At 47.2% G+C, this 20,132-nt stretch carries 21 protein-coding genes; 20 read left to right on the forward strand and 1 reads right to left on the reverse strand.

What is annotated here, in order from left to right; all coding sequences use genetic code 11:
* The first annotated feature begins 36 nt into the window (after window positions 1-36).
* The 13 genes from rpsP (at window position 37) to GCU48_RS20885 (ending at window position 10,555) form a co-directional block, all read left to right on the forward strand.
* On the forward strand, window positions 37-309 hold the full coding sequence (gene rpsP, locus GCU48_RS20825) for a 30S ribosomal protein S16 (protein ID WP_014281051.1): 273 nt from the start codon (window positions 37-39) through the stop codon (window positions 307-309).
* A 23-nt stretch (window positions 310-332) separates the two neighbouring features.
* On the forward strand, window positions 333-563 hold the full coding sequence (locus GCU48_RS20830; RefSeq protein WP_013309863.1) for a KH domain-containing protein: 231 nt from the start codon (window positions 333-335) through the stop codon (window positions 561-563).
* 96 nt (window positions 564-659) lie between these two features.
* Entirely contained in the window at window positions 660-1,175 is a 516-nt protein-coding gene (gene rimM, locus GCU48_RS20835) for a ribosome maturation factor RimM (RefSeq protein ID WP_025717226.1), read from the forward strand.
* The gene (gene trmD, locus GCU48_RS20840; RefSeq protein ID WP_152381323.1) at window positions 1,176-1,994 is read left to right on the forward strand and encodes a tRNA (guanosine(37)-N1)-methyltransferase TrmD; all 819 of its coding nucleotides are present in this window, start codon (window positions 1,176-1,178) and stop codon (window positions 1,992-1,994) included.
* A 226-nt stretch (window positions 1,995-2,220) separates the two neighbouring features.
* Window positions 2,221-2,565, forward strand: coding sequence for a 50S ribosomal protein L19 (rplS, locus tag GCU48_RS20845; RefSeq protein WP_025717224.1), 345 nt, complete (start codon window positions 2,221-2,223; stop codon window positions 2,563-2,565).
* Between the two features lie 101 nt (window positions 2,566-2,666).
* Complete coding sequence (gene lepB, locus GCU48_RS20850) at window positions 2,667-3,293, forward strand: signal peptidase I (RefSeq protein WP_152381324.1); 627 nt, start codon at window positions 2,667-2,669, stop codon at window positions 3,291-3,293.
* A gap of 86 nt (window positions 3,294-3,379) precedes the next feature.
* Window positions 3,380-4,240 carry a ribosome biogenesis GTPase YlqF gene (ylqF, locus tag GCU48_RS20855; RefSeq protein WP_152381325.1) on the forward strand — a complete coding sequence of 287 codons (861 nt, stop codon included), beginning with the start codon at window positions 3,380-3,382 and terminating at the stop codon, window positions 4,238-4,240.
* 142 nt (window positions 4,241-4,382) lie between these two features.
* Window positions 4,383-5,030 (forward strand): ribonuclease HII, encoded by a 648-nt coding sequence (locus GCU48_RS20860; protein WP_152381326.1) that lies wholly within the window; start codon window positions 4,383-4,385, stop codon window positions 5,028-5,030.
* A 91-nt stretch (window positions 5,031-5,121) separates the two neighbouring features.
* The gene (locus GCU48_RS20865; protein ID WP_152381327.1) at window positions 5,122-7,251 is read left to right on the forward strand and encodes a DNA ligase; all 2,130 of its coding nucleotides are present in this window, start codon (window positions 5,122-5,124) and stop codon (window positions 7,249-7,251) included.
* Window positions 7,248-7,547, forward strand: a complete 300-nt coding sequence (locus GCU48_RS20870) for an EscU/YscU/HrcU family type III secretion system export apparatus switch protein (RefSeq protein WP_152381328.1) — start codon at window positions 7,248-7,250, stop codon at window positions 7,545-7,547. Before GCU48_RS20865 ends, GCU48_RS20870 begins: the two co-directional genes overlap by 4 nt.
* On the forward strand, window positions 7,547-7,930 hold the full coding sequence (locus GCU48_RS20875) for a YraN family protein (protein ID WP_025718448.1): 384 nt from the start codon (window positions 7,547-7,549) through the stop codon (window positions 7,928-7,930). Before GCU48_RS20870 ends, GCU48_RS20875 begins: the two co-directional genes overlap by 1 nt.
* A gap of 171 nt (window positions 7,931-8,101) precedes the next feature.
* Window positions 8,102-8,653 (forward strand): nitroreductase family protein, encoded by a 552-nt coding sequence (locus GCU48_RS20880; protein WP_025718450.1) that lies wholly within the window; start codon window positions 8,102-8,104, stop codon window positions 8,651-8,653.
* Window positions 8,654-8,818: 165 nt separating this feature from the next.
* Window positions 8,819-10,555: a YifB family Mg chelatase-like AAA ATPase gene (locus tag GCU48_RS20885; RefSeq protein ID WP_152381329.1), complete on the forward strand. Its 1,737-nt coding sequence runs from the start codon at window positions 8,819-8,821 to the stop codon at window positions 10,553-10,555.
* Between the two features lie 354 nt (window positions 10,556-10,909).
* On the opposite strand, the gene GCU48_RS20890 is transcribed toward GCU48_RS20885, so the two are convergent.
* Window positions 10,910-11,338: an organic hydroperoxide resistance protein gene (locus GCU48_RS20890; RefSeq protein WP_025718453.1), complete on the reverse strand. Its 429-nt coding sequence runs from the start codon at window positions 11,336-11,338 to the stop codon at window positions 10,910-10,912.
* A 147-nt stretch (window positions 11,339-11,485) separates the two neighbouring features.
* Here GCU48_RS20890 and GCU48_RS20895 point away from each other — a divergent pair, with 147 nt between their 5' ends.
* The 7 genes from GCU48_RS20895 to hslV all read left to right on the forward strand — a co-directional run bounded on the left by GCU48_RS20895 (window position 11,486) and on the right by hslV (window position 20,105).
* Window positions 11,486-11,956: a MarR family winged helix-turn-helix transcriptional regulator gene (locus GCU48_RS20895; RefSeq protein ID WP_025718455.1), complete on the forward strand. Its 471-nt coding sequence runs from the start codon at window positions 11,486-11,488 to the stop codon at window positions 11,954-11,956.
* Between the two features lie 335 nt (window positions 11,957-12,291).
* Complete coding sequence (gene sucC / locus GCU48_RS20900; RefSeq protein ID WP_025718456.1) at window positions 12,292-13,452, forward strand: ADP-forming succinate--CoA ligase subunit beta; 1,161 nt, start codon at window positions 12,292-12,294, stop codon at window positions 13,450-13,452.
* 49 nt (window positions 13,453-13,501) lie between these two features.
* Window positions 13,502-14,431, forward strand: coding sequence for a succinate--CoA ligase subunit alpha (gene sucD / locus GCU48_RS20905; RefSeq protein WP_025718458.1), 930 nt, complete (start codon window positions 13,502-13,504; stop codon window positions 14,429-14,431).
* Between the two features lie 228 nt (window positions 14,432-14,659).
* Complete coding sequence (dprA, locus tag GCU48_RS20910) at window positions 14,660-15,778, forward strand: DNA-processing protein DprA (RefSeq protein WP_152381330.1); 1,119 nt, start codon at window positions 14,660-14,662, stop codon at window positions 15,776-15,778.
* Window positions 15,779-16,065: 287 nt separating this feature from the next.
* Window positions 16,066-18,168, forward strand: coding sequence for a type I DNA topoisomerase (gene topA / locus GCU48_RS20915; protein ID WP_152381331.1), 2,103 nt, complete (start codon window positions 16,066-16,068; stop codon window positions 18,166-18,168).
* Between the two features lie 27 nt (window positions 18,169-18,195).
* Window positions 18,196-19,536: an FADH(2)-oxidizing methylenetetrahydrofolate--tRNA-(uracil(54)-C(5))-methyltransferase TrmFO gene (trmFO, locus tag GCU48_RS20920; protein ID WP_152381332.1), complete on the forward strand. Its 1,341-nt coding sequence runs from the start codon at window positions 18,196-18,198 to the stop codon at window positions 19,534-19,536.
* A gap of 26 nt (window positions 19,537-19,562) precedes the next feature.
* On the forward strand, window positions 19,563-20,105 hold the full coding sequence (hslV, locus tag GCU48_RS20925) for an ATP-dependent protease subunit HslV (protein ID WP_025718466.1): 543 nt from the start codon (window positions 19,563-19,565) through the stop codon (window positions 20,103-20,105).
* Window positions 20,106-20,132 lie beyond the last annotated feature (27 nt).

Consider the following 20,132-nt stretch of genomic DNA (forward strand, 5'->3'; position numbering starts at 1 on the left):
AATATACAGTCTACTTTTTGAAGGAGGTGAATTTTCGTGGCAGTTCGTATTCGTCTGAAACGTATGGGTGCACATAAAGCTCCTTTCTATCGCGTCGTGGTATCTGATTCCCGTTCCCCGCGTGACGGTCGTTTTATCGAAGAAATCGGTTATTACAACCCTATTACAGTACCAGCGGTTGTAAAAATTGATGAAGATAAAGCGCTGAAATGGTTGCAAGATGGTGCACAAGCATCCGACACAGTCCGCAACTTGCTTAGCAAAGCGGGCGTGATGAAAAAGTTTCATGAGCTTAAACAACAGAAATAAGGTGCTGATTCGGAGGGTCAATTATGGAAGAATTAGTGATAATCATTGCTAAGGCTTTAGTCGATCATCCGGAAGATGTAACCGTGAAGACCTTGGAGAAGGATCGGCTTGTTGTATATGAGCTTAGTGTACATCCTGAGGATGTAGGCAAAATCATTGGCAAGCAAGGTCGCATCGCCAAGGCGCTTCGCACTGTGGTTGCATCAGCAGCCGTTAAGATGGATAAACGGGTTACCGTAGACATCATATCTTAAAGATATACGAAAGTGGGTTAGGATGTATGTCCTAACCCTTTTTCGTACATGATGAAGATGATATGGAGCGGACCGATTACATGCAGGAGGAACATGATGCAGCAATTGTTTAATGTCGGGAAAATTGTGAATACCCATGGAATTCGCGGCGAGCTTAAAATATTAGCGACAACTGACTTTCTAGAGGATCGTTTTGCCAAAGGTAGCGAGCTATTGATTGTTCCGGCGGATGGTAAAGCACCGATTCCCGTAACTGTCGAGACAGCGCGTTTTCAAAAAAATATAGTCATCGTCAAATTTAAGGAATATCACAATATCAATGATGTTGAAAAATATAAAGGTACTTTGTTGAAAGTATCTGCTGAACGTCTAGGTGAGCTGGAAGAAAATGAATTCTATTTTCATGAAGTTATCGGCCTGGAAGTCATTACAGAAGACGGAGAAAAGCTTGGTGTGGTCAAAGAAATTTTGACTCCGGGAGCCAATGATGTATGGGTAGTCAAAATGCCTAGTGGTAAGGAACTGTTACTGCCGTATATAGAGAGTGTTATTTTGAATGTAAACGTGCGCGAAAAACAGGCTACGGTACGGTTGATGGAAGGACTGCTGTAAATGCGGGTGGATGTGCTGACCCTGTTTCCTGAAATGTTTGATGGTGTATTTAGTGCAAGTATTTTGGGGAAAGCAAGGGATAAGGGAATAGTTTCACTACAAGCGATTAATTTTCGCCAGTATGCCGGAAACAGGCATGGACAGGTAGATGATACGCCTTATGGCGGTGGGGGAGGCATGGTATTGAAGCCTGACCCTATTTTTGCCGCGGTGGAAGCGCTGTTGGATGAATCAGAGCGTTCCATATTAGAGGGTGCCGATGAAGTCGTCCATAATGAAAAAAACGATGCGAACGCTGATTTGAAAGCTCCGCGTATCATTTTGATGTGTCCACAAGGAGAGACCTTTACGCAAAAGAAAGCGGAGGAACTGGCCAAAGAGGACCATCTTATTTTTATATGTGGACATTACGAGGGGTATGATGAGCGGATTCGCGAACATCTGGTGACTGATGAGCTTTCTATCGGCGATTATGTACTGACTGGTGGAGAACTGCCGGCGATGGTCGTTATTGATAGTGTGACACGGCTGCTACCGGGAGTGCTGGGCAATGAAACAAGTGCAATTACAGACTCATTTAGCACGGGACTGTTAGAGTACCCGCATTATACCCGGCCTGCAGAGTTTAGGGGCTGGAAAGTACCTGATGTGCTGCTGTCTGGACATCACGTTAATATTGATGCCTGGAGACGACAGGAGGCATTGCGCCGTACGGTCGAACGCCGACCTGACCTGCTGGAGAAGGCTGAACTGACAGGCAAGGAGCGCGAGTGGATTGAGGAGCAGTGCAAACCGGACTGTTCTGGGAACAAGCGTTAAAGCGCTTTAGCCATCAGTGGATTTGAAAGTAGGTAGTGACCTGTTCTATAATGAAGTCAATTAAATAAAATGTTTGGTCAAATCCCTTTTTGTTGTTGCAATGCGGTAACCTCCATGATACAATAAATCTGTTGTGTGTAATACGGTGGTCCTCTGTGGATGATGAAGGAAACGGATGTGTTTCCAGAAGAAGCATGAACACCTGTACGGAAGGAGGGAGTCATAGATGAATATCGTCCAAGCGATCACTGAAGAACAACTTCGTAAAGATATGCCTAATTTTCGTCCTGGTGACACTTTGAAAGTGCACGTGAAAGTTATCGAGGGAACTCGTGAGCGTATCCAGTTGTTTGAAGGTGTAGTAATTAAACGCCGTGGTGGTGGAATCAGTGAGACTTTTACAGTTCGTAAAATTTCTTACGGTGTAGGTGTGGAAAGAACTTTCCCGCTTCATTCCCCAAAAATCGATAAAATCGAAGTGGCTCGCCGTGGTAAAGTGCGTCGTGCGAAGCTTTATTATCTTCGTGAACTGCGCGGTAAAGCAGCGAGAATTAAAGAAATTCGTCGTTAATACAACGAATAACGAAAGGGGCTTGGTTACAAGCTCCTTTCGTTTTTTCTACGTACATAGGGAACTGTGGATTATTGACCGTAAAGAGAGGACAGTGAGCTATGGAGCAGGAAGTAGGACAAGGAACTGTACAGCAGCCAACCGATCAGGATGGTACGCCCAAACGTAAACCAAAAAATGAGATTTTTGAGTGGCTCAAGGCCATTATTATTGCGTTAGTGCTTGTCTTTTTAATCCGTTGGCTTCTCTTTAAGCCGTTTATTGTGGATGGACCGTCGATGCAGCCTAACTTTCATACCGGAGAACGCGTCATTGTAAATGAGATTTTGTATGATTTCCGTGCCCCTAAGCCGGGTGAAGTGATTGTGTTCCATGTTCCGGAAGAAGGAAGAGACTTCATTAAGCGCGTCATTGCCGTTGCGGGTGATACGGTCAAGGTAGAAGGTGACACGATTACAGTGAATGGTAAGCCAATTCAGGAACCTTATCTCAAGGCTCCTTTAGCAGAAGCGCATCAAAATGGTGAGCTTTACAACAAGTTTACCAATTTTCCAAATGAGAAGTTTAAGAATGGAAAAGTTCCAGAAGGGCATATTTTTGTTATGGGCGATAACCGTTCCAATAGCACAGACAGTCGGATGATTGGATATATTGATTTGAAGGAAGTCGTGGGCCGGGCTGACGTTATTTTCTGGCCAGCGAAGGATATGCAGTGGATTAACCACTAAACTAACTAATATGCAGCACAGCTGCCGTAATTCCAGCTAACGCCTAAAAGGTTAATGCTGGAGTTACGATCAATGAGGTGATGACGGTGACGATTCAATGGTTTCCTGGTCATATGACCAGAGCGCGCCGCCAAATTGAAGCAAAATTAAAGCTGATTGATTTGGTAATTGAGTTGATTGATGCTCGATTGCCGCTTTCCAGCCGAAATCCAATGATTGATGATATTTTGCAGGGGAAGCCGCGAATGATTATTTTGAATAAGGCAGATTTGGCAGACCCGGTAGTATCGCAGCAGTGGATTGCCTACTTTAAGGAGCAGGGGCATATAGCCTTTCAGGTGGATGCTACGACAGGGACAGGGATGAAGGAAATCCCGGTTCAGGCCAAGCTGTTACTTAAGGAAAAAATAGATCGGCAGATTTCCAAAGGAATGAATCCGCGTCCTATGCGTGCTTTGATTGTCGGTATTCCGAATGTCGGCAAATCGACACTAATCAATCGAATGGCAGGACGTAATATTGCAGCTACGGGTGATCGCCCGGGGGTAACGAAGGCACAGCAGTGGATCAAGACCGGAGAAATTGAGTTGCTGGATACACCGGGTATTTTGTGGCCTAAATTTGAGGATCAGAATGTCGGCTATCGTCTGGCAGTTACAGGAGCGATCAAGGAAGAAATTCTCAACGTAGAGGATATTGCCTTTTTCGCCACAAAATATCTTGTTCAATATTATTGGGATGCCATGGCAGAGCGTTTTGAACTTACCGAACCTCCTGAAGATACAGAAAATCCTGATGATGTTGTCAGTGTTATGGAAGCCATCGGACGTAAACGTGGCTGTATTGTTAGTGGCGGACGTGTAGATCTCGAAAAGGCGTCAAAAATTATTTTACGTGAGCTGCGTGCAGGGAAGCTGGGACGTTTCAGTTTGGAAGCTCCTTACTGATTGTGGTCGGTGTGCCCGAAACAGAACATAGTAAATTGCGGCAAGGAAGAACCTTCCCCATCTCTCCGGAGAGGAGGAAGGTTTTTTTGGTATGTGGCATAAATGAAGCGTTAAACTACATATAGATGGGCAGGTATTGAATGTGGAAGACAAAGAGGTAGTGGTGAAGGATATGCTGAACTATGAAAAAAAGTGCTGGGAGCAGTCCTGCGAGCGAATCGCTGGTATTGACGAGGTAGGTCGAGGATGTTTGTTCGGGGATGTTGTGGCTGCAGCCGTTATTTTACCAGTAGGTGAGTTGCTGGAGGGTGTAGATGATTCGAAAAAACTGACGGACAAAAAGAGAGAAGCATACTACGAGCTCATTATGGAGAAAGCCATTGCTATAGGAGTAGGCTATGTAGATTCGCGGACGATTGATGAGATCAATATTAAACAGGCAGCTCGTTTGGCCATGAAGCAGGCTATTGAAGCTTTATCTGTATCTCCTGATTATTTACTTGTGGATGCTGAAAAGGTGGATGTCCCCATTCCTCAGCTGTCCATTATTAAGGGAGATGCGAATAGTCAATCTATTGCGGCGGCTTCTATCATTGCGAAGGTTACCCGTGATCGGCTGTGCAAAGGCGAATGGGATGCAAAATATCCTGAATACGGAATTGGCATACATAAGGGCTACGCTACCAAGTTGCATAGGGAACAGATATTGGCACTAGGACCTACGGAGATGCATAGACGCAGTTTTTTGGGCAATTTGCTTACAGAGCAGCCAACGCTGTTTGATCTGTGAAGCCTTATTATGAAACGGAACTATGCCGATATAATGTATACCCAATAAAATAGGCCCTTTAGATAGAGGGATAAAGGGGAGGAGGGGCGATATGAACATCGGATCAGTATTTCGTGGATTACTTGGTGATGTGAAGGCGGGAGAGGTCAAAAAGCTCGATATGCAGCCAGGCCAAGTCGTGAGGGGCGTCGTATTAAAGGTGTCTGAGGACGGCGGTGAGGCTGTGCTGCAAATACAAGGCTCTCAAGTCAGAGCAAAGCTGGAAACCCCTCTTCAGCCTGGACAGACCACAACATTTCAGGTACAACCGGCTTCCCCCAGTGGAATGACGGTACTTAAGCCTTTGAACGATGCAGCTAATGCACCACAGCAAACCGTAGCTCTCGCCGATGTATTGGAATCGGTAGGATTGCTGGATACAGCTCAGAATAGAGCACTTATCCAGGCCATGCAAAAAAATGGTGTACCACTGACATCGGAAAATGCAGCTTCTTTGCAAAACGCTTTAGTGAAGCAGCCTGGTAACGTACAACCGGGAACGTTTGTACAGGCAGCAGCCGTTGCTTTTCAGCGGGGACTTCCATTGACGGCAGAAAGCATTAATGGCCTGCGCCAAGCGATGTTTGGTCCTCCTTTAAATGATCTGCTGTCATCATTGGAGCAGGAGCTCGACACGGTATTAAAGCAGCTGGGACAGGGAGCATCATCTATAGACCAGACAGCTAGAGAAGCAACAGCGATAAAGGGTGCTGACCGAGCATCAGCTAGTCCGGCAGGCACCTCTACCATTGGGGTTGTAGTTACGCCGGAAGGTCAAGCGCCTGCATTATCCAAGGACACCTCTGCTCCTGTAAAACAGGGAGAAGCTGGACAAGCAGCAGGAGGCAAGGAGTTGCTGAAAGGGACACAGGCAGCCAACCTTGTTGTTGCTGCTGCGGGGAATGAAGCGAATGCTTTGGCTACAGAGCCGGATGCTCCGACCAGGGATGCATTTGGAGCCCTAGGGACTGCTCCAGAAGAAGCGGAGGCAGCCAATGGGCGTGGAGCGACAGCGGCTTCGGACACTGCCACAAATGCGTCTGAATCGGGCGCTGACGCATTAAGCGGCTCCCGTGCCAGAGCGGAGCAGGGGCAGCAAGCTGCCACGACAAGCACGCAGCTTAAGGATGCTAATGGCGCTCCAAGGGCGGCAACGACAGAGTCTGCCGGGGCGAAGCCAGCGACAACCGCTATACCAGCTGAACGCGCAGCTGCACAGCCGGCTGATGGCCCTGTGCCGCAATCCACGGCGGGCAACGGGGCTGCGACGGAGGCGCCGCTCCAGCGGCTGCACACGCTGCTGCAAGAGCTGCGTGCAGCGGTCCCACCCGCGCTAGGCACGGCCGCGCCGGAGCAGCCCGCACCGGAGGCGTCGCAGCTGGCGGCGAGCGCTCCGCGGGCTACAGACACCGTGGCTTCGCAGCCAGCGGCGTCTGTAGCTTCCAGCACGCAGCTCACCCCCACGGAGGACCCGTGGGTGGGCCGCGTGCTAAAGCTGCTCGGTGCAGAGCACGAGCAGCAAGTTCACCGCGCGGCTGCGCAGCCCGCGCAAGGAACGGCGGCACGCTTGGAGCCGCCGGAGGGAGCGCCGCAGCCACTGCCGGGGTTAACGGCTGCGGCAGGCGGCGCGGTGTCAGCAGATGCAGACACCGTAAAAGGGGCGCTGCTCCAGCTGATGAGCAGCGATGACCTGCCGCCCGCTTTGAAAGAGGCGGCCCAGCAGGTCGTACAGCACCTGACAGGTCAGCAGTTGCTGCTAAATACAGACCGGACGGCTCCTTTTGCACAAGTACACATGTTTATTCCGTTTGTCGGACCGGACGGTCGTGAAACAGCTGCAGTTCAGATTCAGTCTCGTCGTGGCAAACGGGGGGAGCTGGATTCATCCAACTGTCGTCTTTGGTTTGATTTGGACATGAAGGGGCTTGGACCGACGTTAGTGGATGTACAAGTCGTGGACCGGATTGTGAGTCTCAAGCTCCATAATGATCAGGAGTGGGCCGCTTCGCTGTTAACCAGCGGGCGTGAATCCATAAATGCGGCGCTGGAGTCATTAGGATACCAGCTTCTATCGCTTCGTACCGAGCCTATGCCCATCAGAACTGAACCGGACAGTCCCGTCTCTTCCGAGGTACAAAGCTATGTACCCCAGCCGTATAAAGGAGTCGATCTTAAAATATGAAAGAGTCGTTGGAAGCTCCCTCTCCTTCCAGGAAGAAGGCGGTCGCTCTTAAATATACGCCCGGTGAGAACGAAGCACCGCTTGTCGTTGCCAAGGGGAGCGGCCGCATTGCAGATAGCATTTTAGAAAAAGCCAAAGAGCATGGTGTTCCCGTACAGGAGGATGCTGCGCTGGTTGAGGTATTGTCCAAGCTTGATTTGGACGAACAAATTCCTGCGGAGCTCTATCAGTTGGTAGCAGAAGTGCTTACCTATATATACCAAATGGATAGGCTTGCTCCGAGGGATGATGGGTGATGGGAAATGAAATGAGGGCCGGAGGCAAGGATCAGCGAAAAGCTAGAGGAACGATGGGTGAACAAGCAGCGGCTTTATTTTTGGAAGACCTGGGTTACCATATCATAGCGCGTAATTGGCGTTGCCGAAGCGGTGAACTGGATTTGATTGCCAAGCAGGAGGACACATTTGTATTTATTGAAGTACGTAGTCGAAGCAGCTCCAAATATGGAACCCCAGCAGAATCGGTCACCGCACGTAAAATAACCCAGGTTCGCCAAACAGCCGCTGTATATTTATATATGAATGGGATTGGAGATGCTCCAATCCGTTTTGATATGCTGGCTGTACGATTGACCGAGGAAGCGGCTGTTGTTACGGACCATTTCATTGATGCGTTCTAAAATGCGTTCTAAAAGGGGCGAGAACCTTATTATAAGGTTAACAGGCGAACTTGAAATTCCATATATACAGGTTGACAGAAAGGAAAGCTAGCGGTATATTTTATTGATAATGGTTATCATTTTCATAATCTAATGGATATCTGAAAGTTGTATCTATGAAGGAGGATATACGTGACAAAGCAGGCTTTTAGTGAACATGTCATAGATGTAATTCAGGAACGCCGCACAATTAAAAAATTCAAAGCTGATTCCATTCCGGTGGACACCATCCAAGAACTGCTGGACATCGCTGTATGGGCTCCTAATCATAAAATGCGTGAGCCGTGGCGTTTTTTGCTGTTTGCTGGTAAAGGGCGGAAAAAGCTTGCAGAAGCTATCGCGGCCGATGTGGGTAAGGATAACAAGTTTGAGAGCGGTATTTTGCACAACCCCATTCAGCTTTTAGTTGTGCTGGAAGAAGATCCGCGTCAGGCGGTTTGGGATGAGGATTTTGCAGCGGTCAGCGCTCTTGTGCAAAACTTTATGCTTGCTGCATGGAGTAAGGGAATCGGAACGTTTTGGGTGACAAAACCATTTTTGTATTCGCCTAAATTCCGTGAACCCTTGGGAATTCAACCGGGTGAAAAGGTTATCGGGATGATCTATGCAGGCTATCCTGAGGTTATCCCTGAACCAAGACCACGTACATCGGCAGCTGATAAGCTGACCCTGTTTGACAAATAATCTGTGGTCAGATAATCTTAATTAAGACTTATAAAAGCCTGCTTTGGAATTGAATTTTGGAACATTATATTTGCAATGAATGAAAATTTGGAAGCACCTTTTTTCATATATGCAATGATTCCTATTTGGGAGACATTTCAATATGAGGAGAGGTGCTTTTTTGTTATGTATGGAAAACTGCACGGAGCTTGTTTGTATGGAATAGATGGTGTTCTGATTGAGGTAGAGACGGATTTGTCCAATGGCTTGCCACAGACTGCCATTATCGGATTGCCGGATTCGGCGATTCGGGAGGCAGTGGAGCGTGTGCGAGCAGCAATCAAAAACTGCGGCTTCAAATATCCGTCCCAGCGTGTAACGATTAATTTAGCCCCTGCTGATTTGCGTAAGGAAGGCTCGGCTTTCGATCTTGCTATCGCTCTAGGGTTGCTGACAACCAGTGGACAGGTTGCTTTACCCGTAGGGGAAAGGACGTTATTTATTGGTGAGCTGGCGTTGGATGGTAGCATTCGTCCTGTGAACGGGGTGCTGTCCATGGTTGATCTTGCTAAGCGAGAAGGGTTCCATTCGGTGCTGCTTCCTGAGGAAAATGCGAGAGAGGCCCGTCTGATCACGGATATACGTATTTACGCTATTCGTCATCTGACAGACCTCATCCCGGTTAAAGATCATGAACAAAGCACTGTCGGGGGCCAAGCGACTGATCTAAGTTCTCATTCTGTACCTCATCCAGCTTACGATCAGGATATGAACGAAGTCACGAATCAAATGACAGATCAAGCCTCTAAAACAGCTATGAACCACATTGCGAAGTCTAGTCCAGAAAAGCCTACAGTCAGACAACAGGTGATAATTCATTCCTATGACCATTTAACTCAGGCAGAGCATGTATCGCTGCGTGAGGAACAAGAGATCCTCAGCAATATGGAGGATTATAGCGATGTGCTTGGCCAGCTACACGCCAAACGTGCGTTGGTTATCGCTGCGGCTGGAATGCATAATATCATTCTTATGGGACCACCAGGTGCCGGAAAAACGATGCTTATCCGCAGGCTGCCGTCCATCCTGCCGCCCTTGACTGAAAAGGAGGCGCTAGAAGTGACCAAAATATATAGTGCCGCCGGGAAGTGGAAGGAGTCATCGCCCCATCTGATGAACATTCGACCCTTCCGTTCTCCTCATCATACGATTTCTGCTGCTGGATTGGTGGGAGGTGGAGGTATCCCAAAGCCGGGAGAAATCAGCCTTGCCCACCGGGGAATTTTATTTCTGGATGAGCTGCCTGAGTTTAGCCGCCATGTACTAGAGGTGCTGCGTCAGCCGTTGGAGGACCGCAATGTTACAATCAGTCGATCACGTGCTGTTTTTAAATATCCGGCGCATTTTTTACTTGCCGCCTCCTTAAATCCATGTCACTGTGGCTTTTTCGGCAGTGAAATGGAACATCAGCGTTGTACCTGTTCACCTTCTGCGGTAGCCCGCTACCGTTCGCGTATTTCCGGTCCGCTATTGGATCGGATTGATCTTCAGCTTGAAGTATCGCAGCCGAAGGATTGGCGGGAGGAAAAAGAATCGTTGTCGTCGGCAGAAATGCGAAGGCAGGTGCTGGCTGCACAAGCGATACAAATCCGCAGATACGGCAAGCTTTCTTTTTCATGGAATAGTGAGTTGTCGGGGCAGATGCTGCGTAAATATGCGGTATTGGAACAGAGCGCGGCTGAGCTGCTAAATCAGACGATGGATGCACTTGGTTTAAGTATGCGTGCATATGATCGAATTCTCAAGCTGTCTCGTACCATTGCGGACTTAAATGAGTCAGAAAAAATCAAAGCCTCGCATGTTGCCGAAGCTATTCAATATCGGAATATGGACAGGGCAAGCGCTGGTATTACCGAGGACTAATATGAAATAAAGTGGTTGCACTCCATCATTTTTTAAATAAACAACTTTGCATGTCGAATTGGAGAAATATAAGGGCAAAAAAAAGCTCCAGACGCAAAGTTCTGGAGAAGTAAAAAAAATTATGACAATGTGATTATACTATAAGTATATCAAATTCGTATATACGATTATGCATCATCTACCATGTTACTTGATGGAAAAAACATTAGCTATGAGCCCTCTGATGAGCAGGCAGCCGAAAGGATAAAAAGCCTCTCAACCGGGAACGGCTAAGAGGCTGTGCTGTGAATTCGTTTATTCATAATATTGAATCAACTAGAGAAGAAACTGGCCTCCTGCTCAATAAAATCTCAATTACAGGACGTTCAGCTTCACTTCAATATTTCCGCGGGTAGCGCGGGAGTATGGACATTGGTCATGTGCGCCTTCTACCAGTTTTACTGCTGTCTCATGGTCTACACCTTTAACCAGTACGTCAAGATTTACTCCAATACCGAAGCCGCCGTCTTCCACTTTACCGAATTGGACTGTAGCTGTTACTTCGGTACCTTCGTGCTTAACACGTTGCATACGGGCAACCATATTTAAAGCACTGTCAAAGCAGGCGGAGTACCCTGCCGCGAACAATTGCTCCGGATTTGTTCCTGCACCGCCTGCGCCACCCATTTCTTTTGGCGTATCAATATTTAAACGAAGTTCAGGAGAGGAAGACTCAATATATCCGTTACGGCCACCAACCGCTTTTACTGTTGTTTCATACATTTTTTGTTGAATGGTCATCATAATCCAATCACTGCCTCTCGCTCAATTTATATTTTGCACAATTTAGTTTAACAAAATAATTATTACTTGTAAAGTATTTTGTGCAATTAGCATGTATTTTGCTATATAATGTGTTAAAATAGTGACGAAAGTAGGTGATCTTACAACATGGACCATAACCATAATGAAGGTGCAGCATTAAAACTTGATAATCAGTTATGTTTTGCCATATATGCGTGCTCCAGAGAGATTACGAAGCTGTACCAGCCCTATCTGGATAAGCTTGGTGTGACGTATTCACAATATTTGGTGCTCATCGTGCTCTGGGAGCGTGAAGAATGTACTGTGAAGGAATTGGGTGAAGCGTTGTACCTGGATTCCGGCACACTGACTCCGCTATTAAAGAGATTGCAAAACGCCGGGCTGATTGATCGCAAGCGTTCGACTCAGGATGAGCGAAAAGTGCTGATTTCTTTGACGACAGAGGGAAGTGCATTGCGAGAAAAAGCTCTATCTGTACCGGGATGTATTCAGGAAAAAACGAATATGACCCACGATCAATTTGGTTCGCTTCTACTGCAGTTCAATGATCTGTTGGATCGTGTCCATCAGGCGAATGCGAAAATTGAAAAATCATAGTAGGCACTTTCAGTTACAATTAAAATCTGATTGCATAAGTCGAGCTTAGCTGAAAGAAAGAATGCCTGATAAAATAAAGTGCCTCTCAATGGTGGATGAGTAACCATTTTGAGAGGTCCTTTTTTGTGTACCGTTATATTAAAATGTTTAAAAATAAATACCCATTAATATCCAAACATTCGATTTTGGGAATGATAATGATATCAAAATACTGTAATTCATAAGGTTAAATTATAAGGAAAGCGTTTTAAAAACATGTTACAATGATGTAGGTTTAGTATAGATTTCCTTGTGAACCACCCTTGTTGCAGTCATGTTGATAGGAGGATTCCAGAATGAATATCCATGAATATCAGGGTAAAGAAGTATTAAAGCAGTACGGAGTGGCTGTACCGAATGGCAAGGTTGCCTATACGGTGGAAGAAGCCGTAGCCGCGGCAGAAGCGCTTGGAAGCGCTGTTACGGTGGTAAAAGCACAAATTCATGCTGGTGGACGTGGTAAAGCGGGTGGCGTGAAGGTAGCCAAAGGCTTGGATGAGGTGCGAACATTTGCCTCTGAAATTTTGGGGAAGGTGCTGGTGACGCATCAGACCGGACCTGAAGGTAAAGAGGTCAAACGCCTTTTGATAGAGGAAGGCTGCGATATTCGCAAAGAATACTACGTCGGTGTTGTTGTAGATCGTACAACCGGACGTATCGTGATCATGGCCTCGGAAGAAGGCGGTACGGAAATCGAAGAGGTAGCTGCGGCTACTCCGGAGAAGATTTTTAAAGCAGTCGTTGACCCAGCGATTGGGCTTCAAGTGTATCAGGCCCGGAAGCTGGCTTATGACATTAACATTCCTAATGAGCTGGTAAACAAAGCAGTCAAGTTTATGCTGGCATTGTACGAGGCTTTTGTGGACAAGGACTGTTCGATTGCAGAAATTAATCCTCTAGTCGTTACAGGTGATGGGAATGTAATGGCGCTGGATGCCAAACTGAATTTCGATTCTAATGCGTTGTTCCGCCACAAGGATATTTTGGAGTTGCGTGATTTGGATGAAGAGGATGAAAAGGAGATTGAGGCATCCAAATACGATCTGAGCTATATCGCCCTCGACGGAAATATTGGCTGTATGGTCAATGGTGCTGGCTTGGCGATGGCAACGATGGATATTATTAAATATTACGGTGGCGATCCTGCCAACTTCCTGGACGTAGGGGGCGGTGCGACGACGGAAAAGGTCACCGAAGCGTTTAAAATCATTTTGGCCGATCCGAAGGTAAAAGGTATTTTCGTGAACATTTTCGGCGGAATTATGCAGTGTGACATTATTGCGAACGGTGTTGTGGAGGCTGCCAAGCAATTGGGGCTGACTCGTCCGCTTGTTGTCCGTCTTGAAGGGACGAATGTCGGGTTGGGCAAACAGATTTTAGCGGAATCCGGGTTGAATATCGTGGCAGCTGATTCCATGGCGGATGGCGCACAAAAAATCGTTGAACTTGTTCAATAGCCTGTTTGCATTCCGATATGCCGAATAAACGATAGGGGATGTGAAGATCGTGAGTATTTTGGTCGATAAGCATACAAAGGTGATTACACAGGGGATTACGGGAAAAACGGCGTTGTTTCACGCTAAGGGTGCGCTTGATTATGGCACACAGATGGTAGGAGGCACCTCTCCGGGTAAAGGCGGCACTGAGGTGGAAATTACACTGGAGAATGGACAACAGGTCAAGTTGCCGGTGTTTAACACAGTGAGCGAAGCAAAGGAAGCTACGGGTGCAACTGCGAGCGTTATTTACGTACCGCCGGCTTTTGCAGCGGATTCCATTTTGGAAGCCGTGGATGCGGAACTAGATCTCGTCATATGTATTACCGAGGGCATCCCGGTGCTGGATATGATCAAGGTCAAACGTTTTATGGAAGGTAAAAAGACTGTTCTGATTGGCCCGAACTGTCCTGGTGTTATTACGCCGGGTGAGTGTAAAATCGGCATCATGCCTGGTTACATCCATCTGCCAGGACATGTAGGTGTTGTGTCACGTAGTGGTACATTGACCTACGAGGCAGTGCATCAGCTGACAACCCGGGGCATAGGACAATCTTCCGCGGTTGGTATTGGCGGTGATCCTGTGAAAGGCTCTGAATTCATTGATATTTTGCAACGCTTCAATGAGGACCCCAAAACTCATGCTGTTATTATGATCGGGGAAATCGGTGGTACTGCCGAGGAGGAAGCTGCCGAGTGGATTCGGGATAATATGACAAAGCCGGTGGTTGGTTTTATCGGCGGTGTGACTGCACCTCCGGGCAAACGAATGGGGCACGCTGGTGCCATAATTTCCGGTGGGAAAGGGACAGCCAAGGAGAAGATTGCTACACTTGAAGCCTGCGGGATCAAGGTGGCACCGACTCCCTCCGAAATGGGCTCGACGCTGGTTAGTGTGCTGGAGGCACGTGGAATTTTAAATTTGTGTACGACACATTAAATCGTGTTTCTTCATTAATATGCGGGCTGTAAAACACATCGAAATTTGTTGCCTGCTAGTGTATAATGAAGGAAAGGTAAGCAACCTTTTTGTCTTCTGAAACAGGGGATGAAAAGGTTGCTTTTTTTTGCGTTGAGACAGGCTTGCAAGGGAAACGCTTGCAAAATGATTCAATGTGCCACAAAATAAGGGAGGGTTCACTCTTCCCGTGAATGGGGGAACCGCAGGTTGGAAGAAAGATGGCTTTTGGTAGGTTTACATGAACTAGAGGGAATCGGAAGGAAAACAATTCAGCGTATTTGGTCGAGTGATTATCGACTGCACGAGCTGCTGGATTTTAGTGAGCAGAAATGGATGGAGATAGGATTAAGTTCTGCTCAGGCTCGACTAGCGGCACAGTGTTACAACGAAGAATGGGTTCATGAACGATATCAGCAAGTTCAATCCGGTGATATTGGAACGATAACTTATGTAGACGAGGATTATCCCTTATTAATGAAGGAAATGATTGACCCACCTTGGGTAATGTATACAAAAGGGGATAAATCACTTTTGCATACGTGCGCTGTAGCCATGGTAGGAACCCGCGTTCCTACTGCTTATGGACGCAGAGCAGCGGAGATACTAACAGAGGGATTGTGTAATGCTGGGATTACGGTGGTTAGTGGATTGGCGAGAGGAATCGACAGTATTTGCCATGAAACAGCGCTGCGCCGGGGAGGAAACACAATTGGCGTGCTTGGAACAGCGATAGATCAAATTTATCCGCCCCAAAATGCGTCTTTATTTGCAGAAATGGCAAGCAGAGGCTTGATCGTATCCGAGTATCCACCAGGCACAAGGTCGCATCCGGGAATGTTTCCGCAGCGTAACCGGATTATTGCCGGCTTGACGAAGGGGACGCTTGTCGTCGAAGCAGATGCAAGAAGTGGCTCTCTGATTACAGCGGACGCTGCACTGGAGGCAAATCGAGATGTGTTTGCTGTTCCCGGACCGATTACGTCACCGAAGAGTAGAGGGACGCTGAATCTGATTAAGCAAGGGGCCAAAACGGTCACTGAAGCTTCGGATATTATCGAAGAGTATGCAGCAGATTTGCGTACAAGTGATGTTTCTTCATACAATAGAGAGCAGGGCCTCAATGCAAGTGAGATCTCGAAAGCACCAGAAAGTGAAACTCCCGAGGAGAATCGTGTCGTGCTGTTGCTGGAGCAGGGGACCATGACACTGGATGAACTGCTTGAAGCCACTACATGGGATTTTGGACTTTTACACGCAGTTCTGTTATCGTTAATCATAAAAAAAAGGATCGCCCAGCTCGCGGGCACAAAATACAAGCTTATTTAATAGTTGATTTTGCAAAGTCCTTAGTTGGTAATTGTACAAATTCAATTTTAAACATCAGGTGGAGGGAAGTACTGCATTCATCCGCACCGCGGGTTCCTGTTCCCTCCGCACTTCCTGAAATGTGTTGAATTTATAGCTCGTACTAGCGCGAAGCATTGAATTTGAATCTTGAAAAGCAACAGCAATTGTAAGATCAAATCTATCGCGCAGCTTCTCACGAACTATAGCTCACCACATTTCAGGAAGACTATCCTATTCATGTATGTAATCGAGAGGAGGAAAGGCCTATGGCGGATTCACTCGTCATCGTGGAATCGCCTTCCAAGGCGAAGACGATCGGCAAATACTTAGGCAGCAAATATATCGTCAAGGCTTCCATGGGTCATATCAGGGATTTACCGAAGAGCCAGATCGGCGTAGAGGTCGAAAATGATTTTAATCCCAAATACATTACCATTCGAGGTAAAGGCTCAATTCTAAAAGAATTAAAGGATGCCCGGAAAAAAGTAAAAAAAGTATATCTGGCGGCTGACCCGGATCGCGAAGGCGAGGCTATCGCTTGGCATTTAGCGCATGCGCTGGAACTGGACGATACAGCGGATTGCCGTGTTGTATTTAATGAAATTACAAAGCAGGCTGTTAAGGATGCTTTTAAAACACCACGTAAAATCAATATGGATCTGGTCAATGCCCAGCAGGCCAGACGTATCCTGGATCGGCTTGTCGGATATAAAATCAGTCCGCTTCTGTGGAAAAAGGTAAAGAAAGGTCTATCTGCAGGTCGTGTGCAGTCCGTTGCGGTGAAAATTATTTTGGATCGGGAGACCGAGATTAGTGAGTTTGTACCGGAAGAATACTGGACGATCACAGCCAAGCTAGCTATTAAGGATAGCACCTTTGAAGCAAAATTCCATAAGCTGCGCGGTGAAAAGAAAGAGCTTTCCAGCGAAGCAGACGTACAGGAGGTATTGGAGGCGATCGGCAAATCGTCCTACAAGGTACGTGATGTGAAGGAGAAAGAGCGTCTGCGCAATCCTTCTCCACCCTTTACAACAAGTTCATTACAGCAAGAGGCGGCTCGAAAGCTTAACTTCCGTGCATCCAAAACGATGTCTGTAGCTCAGCAGCTATACGAGGGTGTTGATTTGGGTAAAGAAGGAACCGTGGGTCTGATTACGTATATGCGTACGGATTCCACACGGATCGCCGCTTCGGCTCAAGAGGAAGCAAAGGAAATCATCATTCAAAAATATGGCGAAGATTTTGTGCCAGAAAGTCCTCGTCAGTATTCCAAAAAATCGGCCAACGCTCAGGATGCACATGAAGCGATTCGTCCAACCTCCGCCTTGCGTGATCCGGAAACCGTTAAGCCGTTTATGAGTCGGGATCAGTTCCGGTTGTACAAACTGGTATGGGAACGTTTTATGGCGAGCCAGATGGCTTCCGCTATTATGGATACCTTGTCTGTTGATATTGAAGCAGGTGAGACGATATTCCGGGCAGCCGGTTCTAAGGTTCGTTTTCCAGGCTTCATGAAAGTGTATGTAGAGGGGAATGACGACGGTAAAACCGAAGAAGATAAGCTGCTGCCACCACTTCAACCGGGCGATAAGCTCAAAAAAGAATCGGTTGAACCCAAGCAGCATTTTACACAACCGCCTCCTCGTTATACGGAAGCACGACTGGTCAAAACGCTGGAAGAATTGGGTATAGGACGCCCGAGTACGTATGCACCTACGCTGGAAACCATTCAGAAGCGCGGTTACGTCGCTATTGAGGAGAAGAAGTTCTTCCCTACAGAGCTGGGGGAATTGGTTATTGAGCAGATGGAGGAGTTCTTTCCTGAGATTCTGAATGTGGAGTTTACAGCCAATATGGAAGATGATCTTGACCACGTAGAAGAAGGAGAAGGAAATTGGGTTAAAGTCTTGAGTGACTTTTACGAGTCATTTGAGAAGCGTCTGGAAGTGGCAGAGGAAGAGATGAAGGAAATTGAGATCAAGGATGAAGTGTCTGATGTCATCTGTGATAAATGTGGCAGCCCAATGGTGTATAAGCTAGGCCGCTTTGGTAAATTTCTGGCCTGCTCTGCCTTCCCGGATTGCCGCAACACCAAGCCAATTGTCAAGGATATCGGGATCACTTGTCCTACATGCGGTGAGGGCCATGTCGTTGAACGACGGAGTAAAAAAGGACGTGTATTCTATGGTTGTGACCGCTACCCGGAATGTGATTTTGTATCGTGGGATAAACCGTCCATTAAGCCTTGTCCAAGCTGTAGTGGTCTAATGGTTGAAAAACGAACGAAACAGGGAACGAAGCTCAACTGTACCGTCTGCGATCACAGCGAAATGCTGGAAGAGAGCGATGAGAGTGTAGAGACTTCATAAGAACAACAATAGCAGGGGGATTTAAACGTGAGTGAAATGCAAAAGGTAACGGTCATCGGGGCAGGTTTGGCGGGCAGTGAAGCTGCCTGGCAAATTGCAAGCCGTGGAGTACCTGTTAAGTTGTATGAAATGAGGCCGGTGGTAAAAACACCGGCACATCATACAGATAAATTTGCCGAATTGGTGTGCAGTAATTCCTTACGTGCGAGCGGCCTAACGAACGCGGTAGGCGTGCTGAAGGAAGAAATGAGAATGCTGAATTCCTTGATTTTGAGCGCAGCGGATCGTCATGCTGTTCCTGCCGGTGGCGCGTTGGCAGTGGATCGTGACGGGTTTTCCGACCATATTACAGATACGCTTCATCAGCATCCGCTGATTGAGGTTGTAAATGAAGAGCTTCAGGAAATTCCACAGGATGGCATTGTGGTCATTGCAACGGGGCCTTTAACTTCTCCGGCTTTGTCAGAACAGATTAAATCGCTGATGGGAGAGGAGTATTTTTATTTTTACGATGCTGCAGCTCCGATTGTCGAAAAGGACTCCATTGACATGAGCAAGGTTTATCTGGCTTCCCGTTACGATAAGGGAGAAGCAGCTTACTTGAATTGTCCAATGAACGAGGCAGAATTTGACGCTTTTTATGAGGCCTTAATTACGGCAGAGGTGGCACAGGTTAAGGAATTTGAAAAAGAAATATATTTCGAGGGCTGTATGCCTATCGAAGTGATGATGCAGCGTGGAAAACAGACGGCATTGTTCGGACCCATGAAGCCAGTTGGCTTGGTAAATCCACATACAGGCGAACTGCCGTATGCAGTTGTTCAGCTTCGTCAGGATAACGCTGCAGGCACGCTGTATAATCTGGTTGGTTTCCAGACTCACCTCAAATGGGGGGAGCAAAAACGTGTATTTTCCATGATACCGGGACTCGAAAATGCAGAGTTTGTACGTTATGGTGTCATGCATCGTAATACCTTTATTAATTCTCCTCAGCAGCTTCATCCAACTTATCAATTCAAGGGGAGAAGCAATTTGTTCTTTGCCGGGCAAATGACTGGCGTAGAGGGGTATGTAGAGTCAGCAGCTTCAGGTTTGCTCGCGGGAATGAATGCGGCACGTGCGGCACGTGCACAGGAAATGTTTGTATTTCCTGCAGAGACGACACTGGGCAGTATGGCGCGTTATATTACGACCGCAGATTTCAAGCATTTTCAGCCGATGAATGCAAACTTCGGTCTGCTGCCTAAACTGGAGACACGAATTCGCAATAAGAAGGAAAAAAACGAAGCGCTCGCTAATCGCGCGCTGGAAAGCTTGCGCCGTTACATTGGTGAAACGGGAGTTATGTCAGCTGAAGTACAGGCATAAGGATGAAGGAAAAGGAGGAGCGCGTTATGGATATGTCCTTTCATGCTACCACCATCTGCGCTGTACGCCACAATGGCAAAGGAGCTATTGCGGGTGATGGACAGGTAACGTTCGGTAACAGTGTTGTAATGAAGCAGACGGCTAAAAAAGTACGCAGACTGTATCGCGGGCAGGTTGTTGCAGGATTTGCGGGTTCGGTGGCCGATGCCATCACATTATTTGAAAAGTTTGAAAGTAAGCTGGAAGAGCATCACGGCAATTTGCAACGGGCTGCTGTGGAACTGGCCAAGGACTGGCGACAGGATCGTATTCTGCGCAAGCTGGAGGCGTTGATGATTGTAATGGATGCCTCCGGGATGCTGCTCATCTCCGGGGGTGGAGAAATTATCGAGCCGGACGATGATGTGCTTGCGATTGGCTCAGGTGGTAATTTTGCATTGGCAGCCGCTCGGGCGTTCAAACGTCATGGAACTGATATGGATGCAAAGGATATGGCACGGGAGGCTTTAGAAGTCGCTTCAGAAATATGCGTATATACAAACAATCAGATTATCGTGGAAGAACTGTAAATCGGCTCTGAGTATTCAAGGGTGGAG

The sequence above is a fragment of the Paenibacillus brasilensis genome (genome assembly GCF_009363115.1).
GTDB lineage: Bacteria > Bacillota > Bacilli > Paenibacillales > Paenibacillaceae > Paenibacillus > Paenibacillus brasilensis.

Bases quoted from the DNA above. Each gene is read 5' to 3' on its own strand.
- GCU48_RS20830 (WP_013309863.1), top strand. From the start codon at position 333: ATGGAAGAATTAGTGATAATCATTGCTAAGGCTTTAGTCGATCATCCG.
- rimM (WP_025717226.1), top strand. From the start codon at position 660: ATGCAGCAATTGTTTAATGTCGGGAAAATTGTGAATACCCATGGAATT.
- trmD (WP_152381323.1), top strand. From the start codon at position 1,176: ATGCGGGTGGATGTGCTGACCCTGTTTCCTGAAATGTTTGATGGTGTA.
- rplS (WP_025717224.1), top strand. From the start codon at position 2,221: ATGAATATCGTCCAAGCGATCACTGAAGAACAACTTCGTAAAGATATG.
- lepB (WP_152381324.1), top strand. From the start codon at position 2,667: ATGGAGCAGGAAGTAGGACAAGGAACTGTACAGCAGCCAACCGATCAG.
- GCU48_RS20865 (WP_152381327.1), top strand. From the start codon at position 5,122: ATGAACATCGGATCAGTATTTCGTGGATTACTTGGTGATGTGAAGGCG.
- GCU48_RS20870 (WP_152381328.1), top strand. From the start codon at position 7,248: ATGAAAGAGTCGTTGGAAGCTCCCTCTCCTTCCAGGAAGAAGGCGGTC.
- GCU48_RS20875 (WP_025718448.1), top strand. From the start codon at position 7,547: ATGGGAAATGAAATGAGGGCCGGAGGCAAGGATCAGCGAAAAGCTAGA.
- GCU48_RS20885 (WP_152381329.1), top strand. From the start codon at position 8,819: ATGTATGGAAAACTGCACGGAGCTTGTTTGTATGGAATAGATGGTGTT.
- GCU48_RS20890 (WP_025718453.1), bottom strand. From the start codon at position 11,338: ATGATGACCATTCAACAAAAAATGTATGAAACAACAGTAAAAGCGGTT.
- GCU48_RS20895 (WP_025718455.1), top strand. From the start codon at position 11,486: ATGGACCATAACCATAATGAAGGTGCAGCATTAAAACTTGATAATCAG.
- sucC (WP_025718456.1), top strand. From the start codon at position 12,292: ATGAATATCCATGAATATCAGGGTAAAGAAGTATTAAAGCAGTACGGA.
- topA (WP_152381331.1), top strand. From the start codon at position 16,066: ATGGCGGATTCACTCGTCATCGTGGAATCGCCTTCCAAGGCGAAGACG.
- hslV (WP_025718466.1), top strand. From the start codon at position 19,563: ATGGATATGTCCTTTCATGCTACCACCATCTGCGCTGTACGCCACAAT.